General features: G+C 63.0%; 19 protein-coding genes, 1 tRNA gene and 1 pseudogene. 14 read left to right on the forward strand and 7 right to left on the reverse strand.

Annotated elements, in window-relative coordinates; translation table 11 throughout:
• The first annotated feature begins 433 nt into the window (after positions 1-433).
• The 12 genes from F0357_RS04875 (at position 434) to F0357_RS04930 (ending at position 9,854) form a co-directional block, all read left to right on the forward strand.
• Positions 434-1,504: an ABC transporter substrate-binding protein gene (locus tag F0357_RS04875; protein WP_153479343.1), complete on the forward strand. Its 1,071-nt coding sequence runs from the start codon at positions 434-436 to the stop codon at positions 1,502-1,504.
• Positions 1,505-1,508: 4 nt separating this feature from the next.
• The gene (locus tag F0357_RS04880) at positions 1,509-2,507 is read left to right on the forward strand and encodes an ABC transporter permease (RefSeq protein ID WP_153479344.1); all 999 of its coding nucleotides are present in this window, start codon (positions 1,509-1,511) and stop codon (positions 2,505-2,507) included.
• The gene (locus F0357_RS04885; RefSeq protein ID WP_153479345.1) at positions 2,507-3,310 is read left to right on the forward strand and encodes an ABC transporter ATP-binding protein; all 804 of its coding nucleotides are present in this window, start codon (positions 2,507-2,509) and stop codon (positions 3,308-3,310) included. Before F0357_RS04880 ends, F0357_RS04885 begins: the two co-directional genes overlap by 1 nt.
• Positions 3,303-3,752 carry a hypothetical protein gene (locus F0357_RS04890; protein WP_153479346.1) on the forward strand — a complete coding sequence of 150 codons (450 nt, stop codon included), beginning with the start codon at positions 3,303-3,305 and terminating at the stop codon, positions 3,750-3,752. Before F0357_RS04885 ends, F0357_RS04890 begins: the two co-directional genes overlap by 8 nt.
• Positions 3,753-3,899: 147 nt before the next feature.
• The gene (locus F0357_RS04895) at positions 3,900-4,382 is read left to right on the forward strand and encodes a hypothetical protein (protein WP_153479347.1); all 483 of its coding nucleotides are present in this window, start codon (positions 3,900-3,902) and stop codon (positions 4,380-4,382) included.
• A gap of 346 nt (positions 4,383-4,728) precedes the next feature.
• Positions 4,729-4,803: transfer RNA gene (locus tag F0357_RS04900), tRNA-Thr, on the forward strand.
• A gap of 92 nt (positions 4,804-4,895) precedes the next feature.
• The gene (locus tag F0357_RS04905) at positions 4,896-6,488 is read left to right on the forward strand and encodes a site-specific integrase (protein ID WP_153479348.1); all 1,593 of its coding nucleotides are present in this window, start codon (positions 4,896-4,898) and stop codon (positions 6,486-6,488) included.
• A gap of 224 nt (positions 6,489-6,712) precedes the next feature.
• The gene (locus tag F0357_RS04910) at positions 6,713-7,372 is read left to right on the forward strand and encodes a recombinase family protein (protein ID WP_153479349.1); all 660 of its coding nucleotides are present in this window, start codon (positions 6,713-6,715) and stop codon (positions 7,370-7,372) included.
• A gap of 173 nt (positions 7,373-7,545) precedes the next feature.
• Complete coding sequence (locus F0357_RS04915; protein ID WP_153479350.1) at positions 7,546-8,304, forward strand: recombinase family protein; 759 nt, start codon at positions 7,546-7,548, stop codon at positions 8,302-8,304.
• Between the two features lie 191 nt (positions 8,305-8,495).
• Entirely contained in the window at positions 8,496-8,963 is a 468-nt protein-coding gene (locus tag F0357_RS04920; RefSeq protein WP_153479351.1) for a hypothetical protein, read from the forward strand.
• A gap of 188 nt (positions 8,964-9,151) precedes the next feature.
• Positions 9,152-9,472 carry a hypothetical protein gene (locus F0357_RS04925; protein ID WP_153479352.1) on the forward strand — a complete coding sequence of 107 codons (321 nt, stop codon included), beginning with the start codon at positions 9,152-9,154 and terminating at the stop codon, positions 9,470-9,472.
• A gap of 7 nt (positions 9,473-9,479) precedes the next feature.
• On the forward strand, positions 9,480-9,854 hold the full coding sequence (locus F0357_RS04930; protein ID WP_153479353.1) for a hypothetical protein: 375 nt from the start codon (positions 9,480-9,482) through the stop codon (positions 9,852-9,854).
• Between the two features lie 226 nt (positions 9,855-10,080).
• Here the strand turns inward: F0357_RS04930 and F0357_RS04935 are convergent, their stop codons facing one another.
• Genes F0357_RS04935 through F0357_RS04940 form a run of 3 tightly spaced genes read right to left on the reverse strand, consistent with a single transcriptional unit; the run spans position 10,081 to position 14,819 of the window.
• A complete protein-coding gene (locus F0357_RS04935; RefSeq protein ID WP_208948222.1) occupies positions 10,081-11,937 on the reverse strand; it encodes a hypothetical protein in 1,857 nt (618 codons plus the stop codon).
• The gene (locus F0357_RS24080; protein ID WP_208948223.1) at positions 11,916-12,680 is read right to left on the reverse strand and encodes a DEAD/DEAH box helicase family protein; all 765 of its coding nucleotides are present in this window, start codon (positions 12,678-12,680) and stop codon (positions 11,916-11,918) included. The genes F0357_RS04935 and F0357_RS24080 overlap by 22 nt, the downstream gene beginning before the upstream one ends.
• A 3-nt stretch (positions 12,681-12,683) precedes the next feature.
• Positions 12,684-14,819, reverse strand: a complete 2,136-nt coding sequence (locus F0357_RS04940) for a site-specific DNA-methyltransferase (protein WP_153479354.1) — start codon at positions 14,817-14,819, stop codon at positions 12,684-12,686.
• 797 nt (positions 14,820-15,616) lie between these two features.
• On the opposite strand from F0357_RS04940, the gene F0357_RS04945 reads away from it, so the two are divergent.
• Both F0357_RS04945 and F0357_RS04950 read left to right on the forward strand, forming a co-directional pair.
• On the forward strand, positions 15,617-15,826 hold the full coding sequence (locus F0357_RS04945) for a HigA family addiction module antitoxin (RefSeq protein ID WP_208948224.1): 210 nt from the start codon (positions 15,617-15,619) through the stop codon (positions 15,824-15,826).
• Between the two features lie 950 nt (positions 15,827-16,776).
• Entirely contained in the window at positions 16,777-17,259 is a 483-nt protein-coding gene (locus tag F0357_RS04950) for an antitoxin VbhA family protein (RefSeq protein WP_153479356.1), read from the forward strand.
• 239 nt (positions 17,260-17,498) lie between these two features.
• On the opposite strand, the gene F0357_RS04955 is transcribed toward F0357_RS04950, so the two are convergent.
• The 4 genes and pseudogenes from F0357_RS04955 to F0357_RS04965 form a co-directional block, all read right to left on the reverse strand.
• Complete coding sequence (locus tag F0357_RS04955; protein WP_153479357.1) at positions 17,499-18,392, reverse strand: PDZ domain-containing protein; 894 nt, start codon at positions 18,390-18,392, stop codon at positions 17,499-17,501.
• A 236-nt stretch (positions 18,393-18,628) separates the two neighbouring features.
• Complete coding sequence (locus F0357_RS24410; RefSeq protein ID WP_312861681.1) at positions 18,629-19,135, reverse strand: plasmid pRiA4b ORF-3 family protein; 507 nt, start codon at positions 19,133-19,135, stop codon at positions 18,629-18,631.
• Positions 19,136-19,255, reverse strand: a pseudogene (locus F0357_RS24415) (transposase domain-containing protein); the annotation flags it as partial.
• Positions 19,256-19,393: 138 nt separating this feature from the next.
• Positions 19,394-21,154: an amidohydrolase gene (locus F0357_RS04965; protein ID WP_312861453.1), complete on the reverse strand. Its 1,761-nt coding sequence runs from the start codon at positions 21,152-21,154 to the stop codon at positions 19,394-19,396.
• Positions 21,155-21,355: the final 201 nt, after the last annotated feature.

Below are 21,355 nucleotides of genomic sequence, written 5' to 3' on the forward strand. Positions count from 1 at the left end.
CTCTCCATTGGCATCAGCATGGAACGGGAGGGCGGGAGCCGGAAGGGCGCCGGAGTGGGCTTGGAGGGGGCGTTCGCGCAGTTTCATGCCCGCACGACGGCGCCCAAGCGGAATGAATTTTCAAACTCGGCGTTCAACCCTGGCGCGCCGTCGCCGGCGGCGTCGCAGACGTATCCTCGCCCCCGCTGCCTCGCCGCCTAGCGCCGATGTCGCCGCACCGGCCGCCGGAGAAAGCGCGGGAACCGGCCCTTTCGCCGCCGCGCCTCAAGATCGGCCTCGGGCGAGCAAACGCATCCCATTTCCATAATCACAATAGTATATATTTTTGATAGTTTACCTTGATAGCATCACGACTCCCGTTAGACTTGTAGGCGATGCGGTCGCTCGGGACCGCGCCCGATCCCATTTCCTGTCGTTCGCCTGCGGGGCTGCCATGAGCGTCGAGAACCCGAAGACCGATTCCACGACCACGTCCGCCGGTGCTGCGACCGGCGGCATCTCGCGGCGCACCATTCTGAAGACGGCCGGGCTCGCCGGCGTCGCGGCCGCCGGCATCGGCCTCGCGGGCACCCGCGGGGTGCGCTACGCGATCGCCGGCAACGCCCCGAAGGTGCGTCTCGCCTGGACGGAAGTCGCGGCCTGCCACTCGCCGCTCGGCTTCGGCCTCGCCCGCGGCTTCTATGCGAAGCACAATGTCGACGTCGAACTGTTCTACCAGGGCGCCAGCGGCCAGACGCTGATCCAGGCGCTCGCCACCAACAAGGCCGATGCCGGCGCCGGCCTCCTGCTCGATTGGCTGAAGCCCCTCGAACAGGGCTTCGACGTCAAGCTGTTCGTCGGCTCCCACGGCGGCTGCCAGCGCCTGCTCGCCTCCAAGGCTTCCAACGTCACCAAGATCGAGGACGTCAAGGGCAAGACCATCGCGACCTGGGATCCCGGTTCGCCGCCGAAGATCGCCTTCTCGGTGACGCTCGCCAAGGCCGGCATCGACCCCGAGCAGGACGTCACCTGGAAGGTGGTGCCGTTCGATCTCGTCGGCGAGGCGGTCAACCGCGGCGACGCCGACATCGCCGCCCACATGGACCCCTGGGCCTTCCTCATCGAGCGCAAGTTCGATTTCGTGAAGGTCGCGGACACCCAGACCGGCGTCTATCAGAACCGCGTCTGCTGCGTGCTCGGCGCCAACGGCCCCTTCCTCGAATCGAACCGCGACGCCCTGCGCCGCGTCGCCGAGGCCAATCTCGAGATCCACGAATACACGGCGAACCATCCCGACGAGGTCGCCGCCTGGTATGCCGAGAACCTGAAGCCCGGCGGCCTCACGGCCGAGGAACTGACCCAGGACCTCGCCAGCATGGTCTTCCACGACCATCCGGTCGGGCAGGCGCTGATCGATCAGGTCCAGGCCTCGATCGAGGATCTCAAGCTCACCAAGGTGATCGAGCCGGGGACCGACGCCGCGGCGCTCGCCCGTTCCTCCACCATCAACATCCTCGCGAGCTGAGCCGATGAGCGACGCGAGCGGAGCGGTGCGGGCGGGGGCGGCAGGCGCCGCCGCGCCCGCCTTGGACGGGGTGTGGCGGACGGGGCTCGCCGCCGCGGCGACGTGGGCGCTCACCGCCGCCGTCACCGCCGCCTTCCCGGACGTGGTGCGCTGGGGCAGTACGCTCTTGTTCGCCTGGATCACCGGGATCGGCGCCGTCCTCCTGCTCGCGCTCGCCTTCACGGTCCAGCGGCTCGGGCGCGCCGGGCGCCTCCTCGTCCATTACGGCCCGTGGCTCGTCGCGCTCGGCCTCTGGTTCGCGCTGTGGGAGCTCACCACGGCGAAGCTCGGCTGGCTGCCGAAGCCGTTCTTCTCCCCGCCCCAGGGGCTCCTCAACGTCTATGTCTCCGACGCGCCGCGCCTTCTCATCTGCATCGCCTATACGCTGCGGCTGTGGGCGATCGGGTTCGGCTCCGGCATCCTCGTCGGGTTCGTCGTCGGCGTCGGGCTCGGCTGGTCGCGGCGCTTCGCCTATTGGGGCATGCCGATCCTCAAGCTCATCGGCCCGGTGCCGGCGACGGCGTGGATCCCCTGCACCTTCTTCTTCTTCCCGACGACGTTCGCCGCGAGCGTCTTCATCGTCGCGCTCGCCGGCGGCATTCCGGTCGCGATCCTGACCGCCTCGGGCGTCGGCGCGGTCAACCGCGCGTTCTACGACGTCGCCCGCACGCTCGGTGCCAACGACCGCTTCCTGGTCCTCAAGGTCGCCATTCCCGCCGCGCTGCCGAACGTGTTCGTCGGCCTTTTCATGGGACTTTATTATTCCTTCGCCGTGCTCGTCGTCGCCGAGATGCTGGGCGCCAAATACGGGCTCGGCTGGTACATCCAGTTCATGACCTCCTATTCGGCCTATGCGAGCGTCTATGCCGCCCTGATCATCATGGCGGTGCTCTGCTCGGGGATCGTGAAGCTCCTGTTCGTCGGCCGCGACCGGCTCTTGTCCTGGCAGAAGGGGATCCTGTGATGGCCGCCCTCGCCGAAAGCGCGATCGCGACGCCCGCCGCCCTGGGTCGGCCGATCGCGCTCGACATCCGCAACGTCTCGCATCATTTCGATCTCGACGGTCGCGAGCTCAAGGTGCTCGACCGGGTCAGCCTGAGCGTCGAGCCCGGCGCCTTCGTCGCCCTGCTCGGACCGTCCGGATGCGGCAAGTCCACGCTGCTGCGCCTCGCCGCCGGGCTCGACTTTCCCCGCGCTGGAACGCTGAACGAGGACGGCGCCCCGATCACCGCGCCCGATCCTTCGCGCCTGCTCGTCTTCCAGGACCCGACGCTGTTTCCCTGGCGCACCGTTTGGAAGAACGTGGCGACGGGGCTCGAGGCTCGCGGCCTCCTGCCGGCCTTGCGCCACCGGGTCGACGAGGCCCTGGCGCTCGTCCGCCTCGAAGCCTTCGCCAACGCCTACCCGCACCAGCTCTCCGGCGGCATGGCGCAGCGCGTGGCGATCGCCCGTGCCCTCGTCAACGACCCGCGGCTCCTCCTGCTCGACGAACCGTTCGGCAAGCTCGATTCGCTCACCCGCCTCGCGATGCAGAACGAGCTCCTCGCGCTGTGGCGCAAGGTCGGCTTCACCGCCCTCCTCGTCACCCACGACGTCGAAGAGGCGCTGCTCCTCGCCGACCGCGTCATCGTCTTCTCCGACCGTCCGGCCCGCATCGTCGCCGAGCTCACGGTCGACAAGCCGCATCCGCGCCGGCGCGACGATGCGGACCTCGTCCACCTGCGCGCCGAAGTGCTCGCCCGGCTCGGGATCCGCGACGATGTCTGAGGAGATCCGCGACATCGCCGGTTCGACGGCGCCCGACGGGACAGCACGAGCCCAGGGCCGCGCATTCGATCGATGGCGGAGCGCCCTCGCCAGCGTGCTGCGTTCCGAGGCTCCGCCGCCCGGCGTGGCACGGCCCTTGGCCGGCCTCGCGCGGCGCCGGCCGCCGCTCCCCGCCGGCCTGATCGCGCTCGGCCTGCTCGCTCTCGCAACGGCGGCGGCGTGGTGGTGGGTGGTCTATTCCCAGGTGGTCGGCAGCGCGGCCTTGAGCGTCGGCGAGGCTGCACCGTGCCTCGTCGGCACCTCGGACCTCTGCTCGCTCGCCCAGGCGCTCTGCCGCGGCGACCATTTTCTCGGCATCCGCCGCTATTCGCCCGATTTGTTCTGGATCGGCATCGCCGCGACGAGCCTCGGCGCCCTGCTCCCCGCCCGCCGCCGCGGCTGACGGCGCGAGGACGCGCCGGCCCCGGCTCGGCGCGCGCCTCCCTTAGCGGACATCCCCTCGCCCAGGCTCACGGAGGCGACATGCCGCCTCGACACGCTTGCTAAGGTCTGGCACGGAAAGCACATTGCTGCGTCCGGAGCCCCCAACATGAAGCGTGCGCCGATCGTTCTGACGGCCCTTTTGCTCGCCGCCTGCGCCACGAGCGAAGCCGTCCCGCTGTCGAACAACGAAGTCCTCATCAAGACGAGCGCCGATCCCGATTGCGGAAGCGCCAAGGCGGCCGCGATCGCGGCGCAGACGGCGGCGATCACGACGCTGCGCGCCGGCTACGACAGCTACATCGTCGTGCGCACCCAGAGCAGCGACACGGTGCAATACATCCCGCAGCCCGGCACCTTCACGACGACCAAGACGGTCAAGAAGAACGGCAGCGGCGGCAAGAGCGTCTCGACCGAGACGACCTACACCCCGAACCCGCCGACCGCCGTCGGCAATTACGGCCAGGACATCCAGATCCGCATGTTCCACACCGGCGAGCCCGGCAGCGGCAACGCAATCTCCGCCCGCACGGCGCTCGGCCCCAACTGGCAATCCCTCGTCGCCAACGGCGCCCCCCAGGTCTGTCTGTAAAGCCAGGCGGCTAAGGACGGCGCCCAGGTGGGGCGGCGGGCAGCGGTGGGCATCCGCACGGCCCGCCGCTCTCGCCGTCGCTTGCGGCCGATAGGACGCGATGAAAGGGGCCGACGAACGGGCCGCTTGTCGCCGCAGCATCGCGAGCCTTCGGCGGCCTATCTCGGTGAAGACGACAGACGACCTGTGATCCCCTGGCCAGCGACCGCGTCGCCGTCGATGGCCCCTTCCTCGTCCACAGGGCAAGGGCGCTGCCGAGAAAGAGGCGCTTGCGCTCCCCGGACGCCTATGGCACAAGGCGCCCGTTCCCGCCCGCGCCGCGACCTTCGCGCCGCGCCGGCCGCTTGCTGCGGTAGCTCAGTGGTAGAGCACTCCCTTGGTAAGGGAGAGGTCGAGAGTTCAATCCTCTCTCGCAGCACCATCCTATCCCGTTGAAATCCCTGAACGCATTGACAACCAAGGGGTTGCGCCCATTCTGCTGTTACAAAGTGCGTAACAAAGCGGGGGCATTTGATGGCGGGAGCGCTGCGACATCTCCTCAATCGAAACGGTCGCTTTTTCGCGCGGCTGACGATCCCGAAGCCCCTCCGTCCTCACCTCCAGAACCACACGGAACTGCGCATCCCGCTCGGCCCCGATCGCCGAGAGGCTGTGCGGCTTCTCGCCGGCGCCGTAGCGCAAATGCAAGAGAAGCTCGCAGCCGCGCGTCGCGCTGCCGGCGAAGAGACGGCTCCGAGCGTTCCGACGCCCAAAATGCGCGTGCCCAAACCGAGGGCGATCTATCAGCTATATCAGGACCTTCTCTTTTCGGATGATTTCCTGCGGGATAGGGAGCCGGACTACGCGGAGCTCGGGTCCAGCGACACCCTGATTACGCCTTTGAAGGCTGGGGCAGCCGGTCGTCTCGACGACGACGAGCTGGAGAAGCTGATCGGCGTCTTCATCAAGACCCTCAAAGCCCACGGCTACCAGCCGCCGCAGAGTGGCACGCCCGAATGGCGTACGTTGGCTCGCGAGCTCTGCCAGATGGAGTTGGAGGTGCTCGCGCGGATTAACGAGCGTGAGCAAGGCAGCTTCACCGGCACCACCTCCCATCCCTTGCTGATCGCTGGTAGGGACATGCCGGAGGAGAGGCCTCCCGTCTCGCTGCAAGGGCTCCTGAACGAATATCTTCGGAGCCGAAAGGCGATCGGAAAGGGGCGTGGCGCCGAGGCCCGGTGGACACCCGTTTTCGCCAACCTTGTGAAGTTCGTGGGCCACGACGACGCGCGCCGGCTCACGAAAAAGAACCTGCTTGCATGGCGTGACGAGTGCTTGAAGACGCTGTCCGCGAAGACCGTCTCCGACGTCTATCTTGCTTCCGTGCGCACCGTCCTAAAGTGGGCAACCGAGAACGATCGCATAGAGACGAACGTGGCGGAGAAGGTCCGCCAGCACGTGCCGAAGAAGGCGCTGGAACGGGAGCAGGGCTTCACCGATGAGGAGGCGACGAGGATCCTCCGGGCGACCCTGCGCTACAAGCCCGCACATTCGAGCAATCCCGCGACGAGAGAGGCTCCTGAGACCGTCGCCGCAAAGCGCTGGGCTCCGCTCCTCTGCGCCTTCACCGGCGCCCGTATCACCGAGATCACCCAGTTGCGAAAGGAGGACTTCCGCACCGAGGGCGACATGCACATCATGCGGATCACACCCGCCGCCGGAACGGTGAAGGCAGGCGGCTACCGTGACGTCCCCCTGCACCCTCAGATAATTTTTTCCGGATTGGTCGATTATCTCGAACATCGCGACCTCGGACCGCTATTTCATACAGATGGGCACCGCAGGAACCCGCGGAGCGGCTCCACCACCACTGCTGGTCGCATCAGCGAGTGGCTTCGCTCCTCGGGCCTTGTCCCCCAGGGCGTCAGTCCGAACCACGGCTGGCGTCACCGTTTCAAGACAGTGGGCCGGGAAATGGGAATATCGGATCGCGTGCTGGATGCCATTCAGGGGCACGCAGCGAAGACGGCAGGCGATAGCTACGGCGATGTCACGCTGAAGGCGAAGTACGAAGCGATCTCACGCTTCCCATTCTACGACCTCGGCGACGACGAGAAGTCCCGCTAACAGCGAACCGCGCCCCGATCATGAGCAAAGGAGACGCACTGTGAGTGCCACGGCTTTCTGCGCCCATACGCCAGCCCGACCACACCGATCGGCGCCCGTCGGCAATGCATCATATGGGTATACCCCTGCCGAACCTGCCCCGCTCTGGTTCGATAAAATGCGATTGACCACTCAAAACGAACCGTATTAAATCGAACCATTCAAAACGAACCAGAGTCGCAGACATGTTCGTCCGAGCTTACCTCCGAGCCTCCACCAAAGAGCAGGACGCCAATCGAGCCCGCGCCGAGTTGGAGGCGTTCGCAGCCGAGCGCGACCTCAAGATCGCAGCGACCTATGTCGAGAACGAAAGTGGCGCGAGCCTCGCGCGTCCCGAGCTGTTCCGGCTCCTGGGCGATTGTGCTCCGGGGGACGTGCTGCTGATCGAGCAGGTCGACCGCCTGAGCCGGTTGTCGGCTGCGGATTGGGAACGGCTCAAGGAGGAAATCCGGAAGCGTCACGTCAAGGTCGTCGCTCTCGATCTCCCGACCTCGCACATGATGATGCGCGGAGGGGACGAGGATTTCACGAGCCGTATGTTCGATGCGCTCAACAGCATGCTCCTCGACATGCTCGCCGCCATCGCACGCAAGGACTACGAGGACCGGCGCCGACGCCAGGAACAAGGCATCGAGAAAGCCAAGGCGGACGGGCGATATAAGGGCAGGCCCGAGAACACCGATCGCAACGCCGCGATCGTGAAGATGCTGAGGTCGGGGCAGAGCTGGAACAGCATCGTCGCCGCCACTGGTGCATCGCGGAGCACGCTCGCGCGCCTCACAAAGCGCGACGACACGTCTTCGGATAAGCCCACGCCGAAGAGCAAAGGGCAGCGATCCGCATGACGGAAATGTCCGCCGTCGGCCGCGGAGATCAGGCCTGCGCATCTCTAAAGGGTGGTCTCACGCGAGAGAGCTGCAATCCCCTGCACATCCCTAAAGGGCACCTCTAAAGGGTCCATAAGCCTCTGATTTATCAACGCTCGCCTGCGCACAACTCATAAGGGAATCGTTTAGTCATGTCCGCACGGAAGCCTCGCCTGATCCCTGCTATCGCCCTGCTTCGCGTCTCGACTTCCAAGCAGGAGAAGGAAGGGCACGGGCTCGATCTACAGCGAACGCGCATCGATGAGTACGCGAAGCACGCAGGCTTTAAGATCGAGAAGGTCTTTCGGGAGCAGGCTTCAGCGTTTGGCTCTAGCGAGAGCAGCCGAGCCATTTTGCGCGAGGCAATCGAATATTCCAGGAAGACGGGAATGCCGATCATCGTCGATGAGTTATCGCGTTTTGCGCGAAATTATGATACTCTAAAAAAGTACATTGAGGATGGGACATTGAAGCTCATCAGTGCGAAGTCTGGAGAGCATGCCCCGAGCGCCACTATTCTCGGCGAAGCTGCCCGAGCTCAAAAGGAAACGGAAGTGCTTCGGATGACGACAAGGGAGGCTCTTCAGCTTCGACGTCAGCAGGGGCGTAAGCTCGGAAACCCTCGGAACCTCGAAGTCGCACAGATCAACGGAGCCGCTGCAAACGCTCACGCGGCGACCGAGCGCGCACAGGAGCTCCTGCCAGTGATCCGCCAGCTCAAGGCTTCCGGCAAGACGACGCACGCCGAGATCGCAGAGGGGCTCAACAGCTTGGGCTTTCGAACCCCGCGCAATGCGCGTTGGACGAAGGACAACGTCCGACGGATCGTTGAGCGCGTCGAAAAGTTGGAGAGCGCTGAAAGTGAAGCTCAGCGCATCGCGCGCAACCCGGATTGGGGTAAGTGGTCATGACGGACTCTCATTCACCCGAAACGTCTCGCCGTTACGTTCGCCTCACATCGGCTCAGTGGGCAGAGATCGAAGCCCTCTGGCTTGCTGGAGACGTCGTTCTTTCGGAGTTGTCAGAGCGCTATGGCGTCAGTCGTCGAGCGCTCCAGAACCATTTCCAGAAGCATGGCATCCGCAAGGGAGAGCGCGCTTCTATGATGGCAACCGCTGTGCGTGAGGAGGTGCTCCGGGAGGAACTCGGGGACCGCGACCTCAAAGTGCGCCGCGCCAAAGACATTGCGGAAACCGCCTACGCAAACGCGACCGTGGTCGAGCAACTCATCATGGCGCAGCTCAAGGTAGCCCAGGAGGACCCCTCCCAGGCCCTCAAAGCCGCCTCAGCGATCAAGGGGCTCTCCCTTGCCGCCGCCGGGCTGGAGAGGCTCCACGACCTCAAGAAGCGCGCGCTGGGGCTCGACAAGATGGAGATGCACGACGATCTCCCGGACCTCAGGATTCACTGCCTCACGGACGAGGAGGAAGACGCCATCCGCCGAGGGCAGAAGACCGATGGCTGTGATTGGGATGACACCCCGGATGATGGTCTCGCGGGAGTGCCCGACGACGGCTCGCTCGACGAGGAGCTCGACGCGAATGAGATCATCGAGGAAGGCGTTGAGTGATCCCGTAAGAGATTGCGCTCCGTTCGCGCCGAAGCAGGGCAAAACGCGCAAAGACGAAGTCCTAGAAAAATCCGCGAAGCTAGACCCCAGAGCGCTCTGAATTTTCGAGAGTTTTTTTCAAGGCGCAATCTTGGTCTCACCATCCCGGTGGACCCTTGCCGTCAGAGACCGCAGCGACCCGGAGGGCGATGATGCTGAAGTCCTGTTTGAAGATTGCCGCGCTGGGTGCCGGTGCGGCGTCGCTCTACCTCTTCGACAGTATCACGGCGCCTCCATCGAAGAATCCCACAGCGAGACGCTCCTCCGCTCCGCCTGAGCCAACGCCGCCGAGCGACGAGCCGACGAACGAGTCCCCTATTCCCAGGTCCGGCTGGAAGGATCTAAACTTCAAGGTGCCGGTAGAATTCCATCGCACGTTCAAATTGGAGGCGGTAAGCCGGGGGATGTCGAACAAGGAGCTCCTCGAGGTGTGCTATCGCTACTACCTTGAGAATTTCCGCAGCGAATGAGGGATGGATGAAACGTGCCTACGCGGCGATCGTATCGGGGATGATCGCCATGGCGCTTGCGGGATGCGAGAGCGTCCCGGAGCGTGTCGCGCCGAAAAATGGCGAATATGACGCCATCGAGTTCACGCGCACGATCGACTTCAGTGACGGTATGATTAGCCGTTACACCTTCACGGCGGGGCAGAAGCTCATCAACGATCGTGTGGCGCCCAAGGGTCAGCCGAAGCTCTATTGCGGCACCTACCTGCATCACAACGTCTACAATCTCGTGGACTGCGTCTCGATCGTTGGCGACACCATCATCATACGGCCTGGATCGATGTACGCCGCCAAGCGCGATCTACCGCCCGGTACGGTCAAGTTCATCAAGGTGAGCTACTGACCATCGCCTCCCAAGGACAGGATGCCGGGATCTCTCGGCTCCTGTTCCAAGGATAGGGCCACCCGCGGGACCTGGGCGCCTGATCCAAGGATAGGGTTCAGTCCCAACTGCCGGCGTCCCAAGGGTAGTGGGCCGCGGGGGTCGGAACAGAGTCGGCATAGCTCAGAACAAGGAGCGAACGTCGCATCTCTTTTCGGCAACGTGGACGTGGCTTGCAGCGCACGAATTAAGAACGAGATTGATTGATCAAGTAATCTGATGCATCTGCACCTTCATACAGCGTCCTGATTGATGCAGCGGTGAACACCGCTGTACGCGTTTTGGACTCCTTCAGATCGAGGACGCGGAATGCGTCGCCGATCTTCGCAACGGCATCTATCCGGCGATAATGACGGCCGAAGCGTTCTGCATACTGGGCGAGCCCTTTCAGCTTTGGAATTGCGTCACCAAACTGAATGCCGTGCGGATCAACAATGTCCGCTGTGAATGTCCCGTCGCTCTGTTGGACGAAGAAGACGAAATCCGGTCGCACGATCTTAGGCTCGCCACCGTCATCATAGATGATGCCCAGCGAGTCCTGGCTCGCCCGCGACGGGTTGCGGTACCAAGCAACCATGCCGATCCGCCCGAGCTCGGCCCGGACGACTTCGCCTTCCCAGGAGTTGAAGTCCTCGGGGAACAGGCCGCGTTCGTCGCAAAGAAGGTGCTTCTCGAAGGTAGGGAGAGGGGTTTCGGCCCCATTCGCCTCCCGGATCGTGGTCGCCTGTATCCATGATGTGGGGCGAGCAAGGTCCACCTCCATCGGATTGGCGCTCATCTCCCTGATCTGGCGATAGATATCTTGCCGTTCGTCAGACAGATTTTTGATCTCGACCCGGAACCGGTTTAGCCACTGGTTGGCCAGCTTCTCCGCATCCGCCTCGAGCGTTTCGCGAACCTGTGGGACCAGGCCCAAGGCAGCGATGCTGACATGCGCTTCCATGAGCGCCGTTTCCATATCGCCCGGGTCGCTTTCATGCCGGGCAAGATAAGCGCTGTATGTCGTCGCGAGATCGGGGCTTATCACCCGCCCAGCGCGGCGGTAGGCATCCTCGATGACGGCGTAGTCCGCCTCCTCTAGGAAGTCGTCGAATGTCATCGCGCCGCCCTTCAGGTCGGCCTTAATGCTCTTGCCCTCGACCGTCATCACCGACGTGCGAGCAGCCTCTATCTCGGCCTTGTAGCGCACGCGGATGCCATTCAGAATCTTGTGCATCTCGGCGTGAGCCAGCTTGCCGGCATCGGCCAGCAGGCCATCCACTGCCAGCTCATGTGCCAGTGATGTCAGCCGCTTGATCGGGCGGGCATTGCGCTTGGGCAGCGTCTGTGAGGGCAACGAAAGCAGCTTGTCCCAGACCCCCTCGGGAATATGAGGGTTCGGTTTCAACTCAACCGGGTTGATCAGCACGCGGCGGCCGGGAAGCTCCTCGCCACCGTCCCCGCCGGACATCAGCGCCTTCGCGACGTCCTTGACTGACGCCTCGTCAAAAAACGGCAACAGGCAGTCCACTGAGTTCAGTCGGTCGTTGCCCGGGATCCGTCGTGCAAGCGGCGTGCGCACCATCCGCCCCAGAAGTTGGGTAATGTGCGTCTTGTCCCGAGCAGGCCGGAACGAGACCATGACTTCGGCACGTGGACAGTCCCATCCCGTGCTGATGGCGTCCTTGGCGATCAGAACCCGGACCCAACTCGAGTCCTGCACCCGTTCGGGCGAGATGTAGGGCACGCTGTGGCGGCCGAAGGTCTGGGTCGAGTGTTCGCCGAACACATGCGCTACCGCATCCTCTGGCAGGTCCTGCCAGTGGGTGAAGATCGTATCGAGTGCCTTGCCGATGTCATTGTGATCCGGCGCATTTGGCACCTGCAGCACCATGAGGGGCAGAACCACCCCGGCATCGCTCTGCTGCGCGCCATAGGCCGCCCAGGCAGCCGAAATTTCCTTCAGCTTGTCGGTGCCACGGCGCACCAGCACGGTGTCGAACTGACCAGCTTCCTTCGGCACGTCGAGGATGATCGTGTCCTTCAGGAGACCGGACGCCTGCACCTTGGCCGAATCCACGATGACGTGAGGCAGGGTCGCGCCCCCCGCATGTCGGCCATCGCCGCGTTGAACCGCTCGACCGTGGCTGAGATGCCCCAGACGACTGGGATGCCCGGCACAGAACCCGATCCGTTGATCAAACGCTTGACGATGGTGGTCTTTTCGCCAACGCCTGTTGCCGCACGCATTCCGCGATGCGCCTCGTCGAGCACGAGATAGAGCGTCAGTGCCGGGTCATCGATGGTGTTCTGGATCGTATCCCAGATCGTCCAAGATCGGCTGTCCGGCATTGGCAATGGCGGCGCATTCGCATCGGCCTCCTCATCCGTCTCTCGCCCGCGCACGAGCAGACTCGACTTGCTCAGCTTCTGCGTGTTCAGGAAATAAATCTTCCCCGGCTCCAGCGCTTCCCGCTGGAAGGTGTTTTGCACCACCACCAGGTCCGAGATCGACAACCGGTCCGCCGCCTGAAGCAGGCGGTAACGGGACTGCTCGTTCAGCGAGGGGTCGTCGCTGAACCAGATCGCGACGGCGCCCGGATCGGGCTCGATGTCGTAGTTGTCATCACCGTGGAAAAGCGCCTCGAACACGGCTGCCGCCATGACGGTTTTGCCCGCACCCGTCGTCGCCGTCAGCGAGAAGGCATGCTTGTCGCCATCCTCGCGCCAACGCCTCGACGCCTTCTTGAGGTTCACCAGAACCTTGCCGACGGCCTCTTCCTGATAGTCCTTGAGTGTGAACTTCATGGCTCAGCGGCCCATCGAAAAGCGGAAATTGGACAGGTAGGACTCGTAGAGCCGCACCGGCTCGACCCCCTCCGGCAGCGCGCGGGCTACGGCCTGGAAACGGCGGTCGTCATCGGTCACCACATAGGCGACGCGGACGCCGTCCCGCGCGGCCATGGCCTCGCAGAAGGTGCCAGCGCGGTCCAGATCGACCAACAGGCCATAGGTATCGGCAACCTCCCATCCCTGGGTGGGAAGTTCATCGATACGGTGCCCCTCTGAGCCCGCCCGCATCCACAGCAAGGGGGCGATGCGCTGGAAGGCGTAGTTCGCGCCGACGGCGACATGGGATTCATAGGTCAGGGTGAAGAACTCGGCGTTTTCCTCGAACCCCTCGGCCATCGGGAATTCGTCGGTAAACTTGTAATTGCCCTTTATGCCCTCTCCCTCCGGGGTCTCGCCGGTAATGGCGGCGGCAATCCTCGGCTTGGTGATGTAGTCGCAGATGCCCCACTTCTCCCAGTCCGGATCGCCCGGGCGCAGGCCCGCCTTGAGCAGGGCCGCCTGCTCGTCGGCCGCCACCTCGTTGTTGGTGACCGAGATGCACTGCCGTCGCCCGCCGTCCTGGCGGTTCAGCCGCATGACGGCATGAGCAGTGGTGCCGGAGCCGGCGAAGAAGTCGAGGATGATGGCGTTGGGCTTGTCTGCAACGAAGAAGCGCAGGGCATCCTCAACGGCGTAGAGGGATTTCGGGAAGGGGAAGCGGCGGTCCGGAAGCAGCTTGGACAGGATTAGCGATCCGCCATTTTCTGCATTGTGTGACGCCATGTTCCATACCCGCTTTGGGATCACCCCTTTACGTTCGCGGTAGATAGCTTGGACTGCACCGTCCGGATCGCGGCCAACAACGTCGATTTGACCATCTTGAATGGCGCTCACCGTCCCCCCGGGTAGATAGTGGATAGAAGCCTGCTTAATCTCGGGCTTGTAGTTGCGAGAGCGGATATATCCATCTTTGAGATATCGTTTCGCAGTTTCAGGCGTAATACCCCATAGACCCTCGCCCCCGTTCGGCCTCAATGGCCATACAGCGACGGTTCCCTTCGGGACTTCTACCCTCATTCGGTCAACTTCATCCGTGATCGGCTCACCAATATCCCGAATAAAACCGGTTTCTGTATCAACAAAGATCGGGTAGAATTGATTAGGTCGCGCTCCGCGCTTCGCCGTTGGCTCCCGGCGACGAAGTCCAAGCCAATCAATGCTTTTTCCGATCTGCGCCGTTGCCGAACGCGATTCATCCAGCATGTTTTGTTCGCCGAGCTGGACGGTAGATTCACCAATTCTTACAAAAAAAATGAACTCTTCGACTCGTGAAAACTGACCGAACCGAGCCACGCCCTTCGCGCTGATCACGCTGGTGATCATTTCGATTTGAGCTTCAGGAAGAATCTGCTCTAATAACAATCCTAGCCTGAGATATTCCTTTTCGTCGATAGTGACAATCAGCACTGAGTCATTTGGATTCAGTAGCTCTTTTGCTACTGATAGGCGACGTTCCATCATTGCCAGCCACTTACTGTGCCGGTAGAGATCCTCGCCCTCCACGTAGTCGTTGTTGTATTTCCAGTCACGTGCCCCAGTGTTGTAGGGCGGGTCGATATAGATGGCGTCGATCTTGCCCCGATGGGTGTAGGTCAGCGCCTCAAGCACATGGAAATTCTCACCGTTGATCACGGTATGGAACGGCTTGTCGCCACCACGCGTCACGCCACCCGTGCTAACCAGGCCGGGGTAGATGAAGTCGCGGAACTCGGCCACCACAACCAGATCGGCGACTGCCACTTCGGCCACTTCGCTTGTGTCGGCGTCGATCAGCGCGACCTGTGCCACCCGCGCTTCCCCATCGCCGTCAATCCGGGTCACCCGCCACAGTCGCGGATCCCCACGCTGGGTTGAGCCGCGGGGCGGCAGGACGCGGACCTTGTCGCCCCGCCGTACAGGCCGCCCGGGCAATTCCACGCTTTCCGGCCGGTGCCGCTCGAAGTTAAGCCCAAACGCACGCCGCGACGCCAGCGCCTTGAATTCCCGCTCAAGCTCCTCCCCCAGCGCGCTGTCCCTGGCCTTGGCCCGCGCGATCAGGTCCGTCAGTCGTGACATGCCGGCACCCCAAACGTCCGATAGGTCTTCACATCATGACAACCACAATTCGCATGTGTTACGCAGGAGTAATGCAATCCTCGCATGACGTAATTCATGTATGTAGGGATCTCTGTCGCGGCTGTCATTAATAGCATGTCCTGTCAGGGCGGCGACGCTTTGCCGAACGACGGGAAACTGAACTTACAGCACCGCCATTTGCCGGCCCAGATTTAACCGCACCATTGAGGAGGCGCAAGCTGCCTCACGCCTCGCCTGGCCGATCGCCGCTCCGTCGTTTTTGTAAGCACAATGCCGTCGCCTGGACCCACCGGACCTGCGATATACGCTGGACATATCTCGTCTCGTTCCGCGTTTATGCTCGAGGGTTTCAACGAACGGGGCCAACCAGCGCTTGAGAACCGATCTCCGATTCGCATCCAGCATTTCCGACGGCGGCTCGCATCTGCGACACAGGCCAGTCAGTTGCTTGGCGCGGCGTACCATTTTTAAGTACGTTTAGTGAATGACAAAGGGCTTCGAGAACCGGCGCACGAAGCAGGTTCACGATGGCGAGCTAGCTCGCGGCGTGCCGGTGGACGTGCTCAAGCGCGCAAGTCGGAAGCTCTTTCTGATCCATACAGTCACGAGACTGGAGGATCTGCGCGTACCGCCTGTGAACCATCTGGAAGCGCTTTCCGCCGATCGGCGGGCTAGCACTCCGTTCGAGTGAACGATCAATGGCGCAGGTGCTTCATCTGGAAGGACGGCAACGCCTTCGACGTCGAATTGTGCGATTATCATTGAGGAGCGGACAGATGCCTCGCAATATTCCCCTGACCCATCCGGGCATCATTCTCAAGGAAGATTTCTTCGAACCCAATGGGCTGTCGGTCTATGCGGTAGCGAAAGCTATCGGGGTGCCACGCAGCCGGATCAACGAAATCTGCCATGGGCGACAGGGCATTAATGCAAGTATCGCCCTACTTATCGGGCGCTTTTCAATGTTGACCTGCAGTGATTCATGAACATGCAGTCCTGTTACGATCTACAAATGGCTGCGGACGAGATGGCAGAGCAGATCAAAATCATAAACCCGCGCGAAGCGGTCTAAGCGAGACTCTAACAGTCACATTCGGGTTCATGAATGGTGCACAGGGAAGACCGTGGCACTGTCAAACGCCATCTGGCGGTTCGGAAGGTCCTCGGGCTGCGCGGCGCCGACGTATCGTCGCGGCGAGCTCCGGAAACGCTTCGGCGAAGGGGCGCCCAGTCGCGAGCTCCTCGTCCGTCAGCTCCGGGCTGTCGACGTCGTCCCAATCCTCTTTGGTGTAGCCCCGCCCAGGCTGGAACGCGCTCAAGGTCTTGCCTCTCCGTGCCATGGCGCGCCTCCGACGATGAACGCGATCAGGGATGCGGAGGTGAGCCGTTTGAAAATCCGGAGGATCAAGCTGAAAATCAGGCTGTTTGGTTGGCGCCTTACCCTAACGATCAGCTCAGTGAAAGGGGATCGGGCTTCGGCCCGGTCCCCACCGGAAAGCGATGACGGCTCACCTCCGGGATCGAAGATAGATGGCCCGTCCGAACGCCTCAAGCGCCAACAGGAAGCGGCCTAACTGATTGTCGAAACGCGGTGGCGGCTTCCAATGCGCATGCCTGAAGGCGTCGGCCCGCAAGGTTGATTAGCCCGCGACGGGACTTCATCACCGGCAAGAGGTCCGTGATTCGCATGAGAGCACCTTCAGGCGGCTCACGGTGGCTCCGAAAGACCGCATAGCGTCGCCGTCGGCGTCCAAAGCTGCGTCCATTTCGACGTTACAATGACGCCAATAAGGTATTGATTTTATTGACGTATGAGAGATTTCAATCCTCTCTCGCAGCACCATCTTTTCCCCTCGAGATCGCTGAACGCGTTGGCAACCAGGGGGGCTGCACCCATTCTGCTGTGACAAAGTGCGTAACGAAGCGGGGCCATCTGATGGCGGGAGCGCTGCGACATCTCCTCAATCGAAACGGTCGCTTCTTCGCGCGGCTGACGATCCCGAAGTCCCTCCGCCCTCACCTCCAGAACCGCACGGAACTGCGCATCCCGCTCGGCCCCGATCGCCGAGAGGCAGTGCGACTTCTCGCCGGCGCCGTAGCGCAAATGCAAGAGAAGCTCGCCGCCGCGCGTCGCGATGCCGGCGAGGAGATGGCTCCGAGCGTTCCGACGCCCAAAAGGCGCGTGTCCAAACCGAGGGCGATCTATCAGCTCTATCAGGACCTTCTCTTTTCGGATGATTTCCTGCGGGATAGGGAGCCGGACTACGCGGAGCTCGTGCGCAAGGCCCACCATACGAACCGCCTCGAAGGCATCGAGCCTGATCCTGACATAGATCATATTTTCGAGGCGTTCGTTCGCGGCGAAATCGAAGCAACTGACCTCGTGCCCTATATCAAGGCCGCACAGGCATCCCGCTAGGGGTGTCTGGCTACACGCTCGACGACCGCGAAACTCTCAAGAACAAGCTCGGCGCCGCCTCGCATGACGAGCTGGAGCGCCTTCAGGCGCCCCTCGTTCCGGCCCGCGACATCCGAGATCCTCGCCAATCTGGTGATCTGACCCCAAAGGCGCGCCCCCTCGACATGGTCGGGCGGGCAGCGCGCGGGCATCGTCAAAAGGCCGACCAGCCTGATCGCCGGTCGGCATCGTGTCGGGAATCAGTCGTCGCCTCCGCCGTCGGCACCGCCGTCGTCCCCTGAGCCGCCGTCGTCCCCTGAGCCGCCATCGTCCGAAGAACTGTCATCGGATACACTGTCGTCTGAACTGTCCTCGGACGTTGCCGACTCATCGCCTGCATCGCTGTCATCGGATACACTGTCGTCCGAACTGTCCTCGGACGTTGCCGACTCATCGCCTGCATCGCTGTCATCGGATGCACTCTCGTCTGAACTGTCCTCGGACGTTGCCGACTCATCGCTCGACGTTTCGTCCGACGCCGATTCCTCGCTCGATGTTTCCTCGTGCGAAACGGATTCCTCCACAGCCGATTCCTCGCTCGTATAGGCGCTCTCGATCTCGGCGGTCTCTTCCGAGACATATTCGGAGTAGGAGAACGAGCTTTCTTCGGTCGTCGTCGCTTCCCAGGTCGAGACTTCGGAGACCGAATAGGTCTCATTGTAGCTTTCGAGCGTGATGACCGCCGCCACCGCGACGACGGCGCCAGCACGGTCGATATCGAAATTGTAGTTCGAATTGCCGGTCTTCAGACCGCGGCGCACCGCGATATCGACATCGATGGGCTTCTTCACCTTGTGCCCGCCGATCTCGACCAGAACATCGCCCGGCTTGATTCCCTGCCTGTCCGCCGCGCCGCCTGGCTTCACGGAAACGACGAGCAGGCCGTGGGCGGACTTGTCGAGCTTGAAAACCTTCGCGACCTTCGCATTGATCGGCATGAGGAGAGCGCCCAGAGCCCGCGAAATCGCCGGCTTCGGCAGACCGTGCGCCGCTTGCGAAGCGGCAAAGGCGGCATGTGGCCCGGCAACGGGCAGCACGGCATGCGTGATCGACAGCGCAATGGCGCTGGCGGTAATAATCAGTTTCTTCTTCATACGACAGCTCCATCCCCAAAGTGGATGCCGAACCTTACGCGTCGCCGCGTACGACACAAGGGACAATGTAAGCTTCCGGCGAGGACTGCGGCCGCCTCGGATCATCTGCGTGGCGGACTGTGGCTTTTCTCGAAGTCGGCCTTGCCGAGAGCGCGGCGTCTGGCGAGCTTTTTCATCCGGGGCTGCATTTCGTCTTCATCAGCATGTGCAGGATCGAACGGACGGCCGTGCCAGCGTTAGAGTTCGCGATGCTGCTCGTGCTTGGGATCGGCGATGGCGTCGAGGAACAGTTCGAAGCCGGGGATGCCGCCCACATCTTCGGGCGGGGCGCGACCGGCACCGTCGATGGTGTGGGGATACGCGACAGCGGGATCGGCGTCGGCGATTGCCTCGATGGTGATCGTGTGCCGCCAGTCGTCACCGAAGTCGTAGGTGTAGGCCAGTTGCGTGATGCCGCGATCGACCAGCGTTCCGAGCCGCATCGTCTTCGCCGAGTAGGTTCTGTCGCGCAGGCTGTGCCATTCGGGATCGGGAATGGCGTAGCGCTTTCCGTCGGCGCGGAACTCGAACAGGTGATAGTCGTCGAACGTCATTGCCGCCTGGATGACGTCATGCAAGGCATTGAGCGTTGCTGTCAGCGGCACCTCGGCGCGCCGCCAGATGACGGGCTGCCAGTCATCGAGCTGGATCGTGATCGGGCGATGCGATCGGCGTAGCTCTGCCGCAAGTCTTGCAGATTGCACCTTCCAGTTCCACGGGACGAGATCGGCCAGCCTGCTTTGCGGCGTGTCGGCGATGCGAGCGGGCACGTCTGCGAGCCAGGCCTGCGGGTCGACGTCGTTGGGCTTTGCGGTGCCGAGCAGACTATCGCAAGATCCAGAGCGAGGGATTCGACGGGTTCTTCGGGCTCTGCCTTCGCAGTCGCCCGAAGAACTTCGATTTCTCTCTAAGCTCCGGCCAGTTCGGCGAGAACGGCAGCGCTCGGGACATACGGGGAGGCCTCACGCCTGATGCCGGACAATCCCGTTCATCATCCCCATCTCGACCTTGGTCTTGTGGATCTCGTGCGGGTCGATCGCGAGGATGTTCTGGCTGAGGACGATGAGATCGGCGCGCTTGCCGACTTCGATCGAGCCCACGTCCTTGTCCATCCGCAATTGATAGGCGGCGCCCATGGTGTTGGCGTGGATCGCCTCCTCCACTGTCAGGCGCTCATTCGCCGGGCTCAGGACCGGTGCGTCCTTCAGGCCGACGAGTTGGCGGGTGACGCCGACCTGAATCGACTTCAACGGCTCATAAGTGGAGAAATAGCCCGCCGCCGGCCAGTCGGTGCCGAAGGAGACGCGGCCGCCCTGATTGAGGATCGTCTTGGTGCGGTACATGTTGCTGGCGCGGGGCTCGCCATAGCGCGCCATCATGTTCTCCAGCGTATCCGGGTCAGCGGACGACCAATAAGCAGAGAACTGGGCGGTTACGTTCAGCTTGGCGAAGCGGGGGTTGTCGCTATCGTCGACATAGACCAGATGCGCGATGGCGTTCCGGCGATCGCGCGGCGGGTTCGCCGCGATGGCTTTTTCTATGCCATCCAGCGCGACGCGGGCCGTCCGCTCACCGCAGGCGTGGATATGCAGATCGAATCCGGCTGCGTCCACCATGGCGATCAACTGGTGCCACTGCGCCTCGGTAAAGGGGGAGCCACCGGTGGAGTTCGGCATGTCGGCATAGGGTTCGAGCAGCCACGCCGTATAGCCACCCTGCGACCCGTCGCCGACGATCTTGACGATATCGACATGCACGAGCTCGGTGGCGATGCGCTTGTTGAGCGCGGTCATCTCCGCAACGACGTTGTCGATTGGCAGCGATTTCACGGAATAGGAGGCGGATACGCGGAACGGCAGCTTGCCCCGCTTCTCGGCATCGACATAGAGCTCGATGATCGCGCCCTGGTCGCTGCCGACCGGGGGAACGCCGGCATCGAAGACGGTCGTGATGCCTGCAGCGGCGGCCTTCGGGAGCCAGGCCTCCAGCAGCCGGCCCATGGCCTGGGCGGAGATCGGCTCGACTGCATTGACGAGACTCAGCACCGCGTTCGTTTCCAGCACGTAGCCGGTCGGATCGCCCTTCTGATCGCGCGCGTAATAGCTGAAGCGCGGAATGGGATCGGGCGTGTCGCGGCTGACACCCTCCATCTCCAGCGCCTTGGAGTTCGCCCATAGGCTGTGGCCGTCAATGGCGAAGAAGAAGGCCGGCCGGTCCGGAAGGATTGCATCGAGCTCGGCCCGGTTCGGCCCCTCCGGCGGGAACATGTCGACGCGCCAGCCGAAGCCCCGGATCGGGCCGGTCGGGTTATCCTGGGCATATTGCTTTATTGCCGCCAGCACCTCGGCGAGATTGGCGAGCTGGAGATCGAGGCCCGACGTCATAAAGGCGCCCAGGAAGGGGTGGGTGTGGCCCTCGACGAAGCCAGGCATCAGCAGCCGCCCCTTAAGGTCGACGAACTGCGTCTTCGGGCCGGCCATCGCCCTGGCGGCGGCCTCATCACCGACATGGATGATGGTATTGCCGCGCACCGCGACCGCGTCCGCCCATGGCGCGGGACCGCCCACGGTGTAGACGGGACCGTTATGGAATACGAAATCCGCAGGGCCGTCAGGGACCGCCGTGGCCTCCTCGGCGCGCGCATCCGTTGCAATGAAGCCGGGCGCCAGAGCCGCCGCAGCCGTCATTGCCGCACCTGCCCGCAGCACCGAACGCCGGCTCACGGCCCGGCTTCGACCAAAGGCCTCGAAAAAGGGCGCCCAGTCACATGCAGTACACATCTTCGCCTCCCCCCGACATGCATGCAGCGCACGCACGAAACCATCCCGCCCGCCGCCGCGGATCGGCATTGCCGCACCGACAAGGGACCCAACCCTCGCGGATTATGCCCATCGCAGGCAGATCCATTGACCGCGGAAACCCAG

It is taken from the genome of Segnochrobactrum spirostomi (assembly GCF_009600605.1).
Lineage (GTDB): Bacteria > Pseudomonadota > Alphaproteobacteria > Rhizobiales > Segnochrobactraceae > Segnochrobactrum > Segnochrobactrum spirostomi.

What these genes read in the sequence shown, in the direction of transcription:
- F0357_RS04895 (WP_153479347.1), top strand. Translation starts at nt 3,900, where the DNA reads ATGAAGCGTGCGCCGATCGTTCTGACGGCCCTTTTGCTCGCCGCCTGC.
- F0357_RS04925 (WP_153479352.1), top strand. Translation starts at nt 9,152, where the DNA reads ATGATGCTGAAGTCCTGTTTGAAGATTGCCGCGCTGGGTGCCGGTGCG.
- F0357_RS24080 (WP_208948223.1), bottom strand. Translation starts at nt 12,680, where the DNA reads ATGAAGTTCACACTCAAGGACTATCAGGAAGAGGCCGTCGGCAAGGTT.
- F0357_RS04940 (WP_153479354.1), bottom strand. Translation starts at nt 14,819, where the DNA reads ATGTCACGACTGACGGACCTGATCGCGCGGGCCAAGGCCAGGGACAGC.
- F0357_RS04875 (WP_153479343.1), top strand. Translation starts at nt 434, where the DNA reads ATGAGCGTCGAGAACCCGAAGACCGATTCCACGACCACGTCCGCCGGT.
- F0357_RS04915 (WP_153479350.1), top strand. Translation starts at nt 7,546, where the DNA reads ATGTCCGCACGGAAGCCTCGCCTGATCCCTGCTATCGCCCTGCTTCGC.
- F0357_RS04945 (WP_208948224.1), top strand. Translation starts at nt 15,617, where the DNA reads ATGCCTCGCAATATTCCCCTGACCCATCCGGGCATCATTCTCAAGGAA.
- F0357_RS04955 (WP_153479357.1), bottom strand. Translation starts at nt 18,392, where the DNA reads ATGAAGAAGAAACTGATTATTACCGCCAGCGCCATTGCGCTGTCGATC.
- F0357_RS04885 (WP_153479345.1), top strand. Translation starts at nt 2,507, where the DNA reads ATGGCCGCCCTCGCCGAAAGCGCGATCGCGACGCCCGCCGCCCTGGGT.
- F0357_RS04905 (WP_153479348.1), top strand. Translation starts at nt 4,896, where the DNA reads ATGGCGGGAGCGCTGCGACATCTCCTCAATCGAAACGGTCGCTTTTTC.
- F0357_RS04950 (WP_153479356.1), top strand. Translation starts at nt 16,777, where the DNA reads ATGGCGGGAGCGCTGCGACATCTCCTCAATCGAAACGGTCGCTTCTTC.
- F0357_RS04910 (WP_153479349.1), top strand. Translation starts at nt 6,713, where the DNA reads ATGTTCGTCCGAGCTTACCTCCGAGCCTCCACCAAAGAGCAGGACGCC.
- F0357_RS04890 (WP_153479346.1), top strand. Translation starts at nt 3,303, where the DNA reads ATGTCTGAGGAGATCCGCGACATCGCCGGTTCGACGGCGCCCGACGGG.
- F0357_RS04930 (WP_153479353.1), top strand. Translation starts at nt 9,480, where the DNA reads ATGAAACGTGCCTACGCGGCGATCGTATCGGGGATGATCGCCATGGCG.
- F0357_RS04920 (WP_153479351.1), top strand. Translation starts at nt 8,496, where the DNA reads ATGATGGCAACCGCTGTGCGTGAGGAGGTGCTCCGGGAGGAACTCGGG.
- F0357_RS04880 (WP_153479344.1), top strand. Translation starts at nt 1,509, where the DNA reads ATGAGCGACGCGAGCGGAGCGGTGCGGGCGGGGGCGGCAGGCGCCGCC.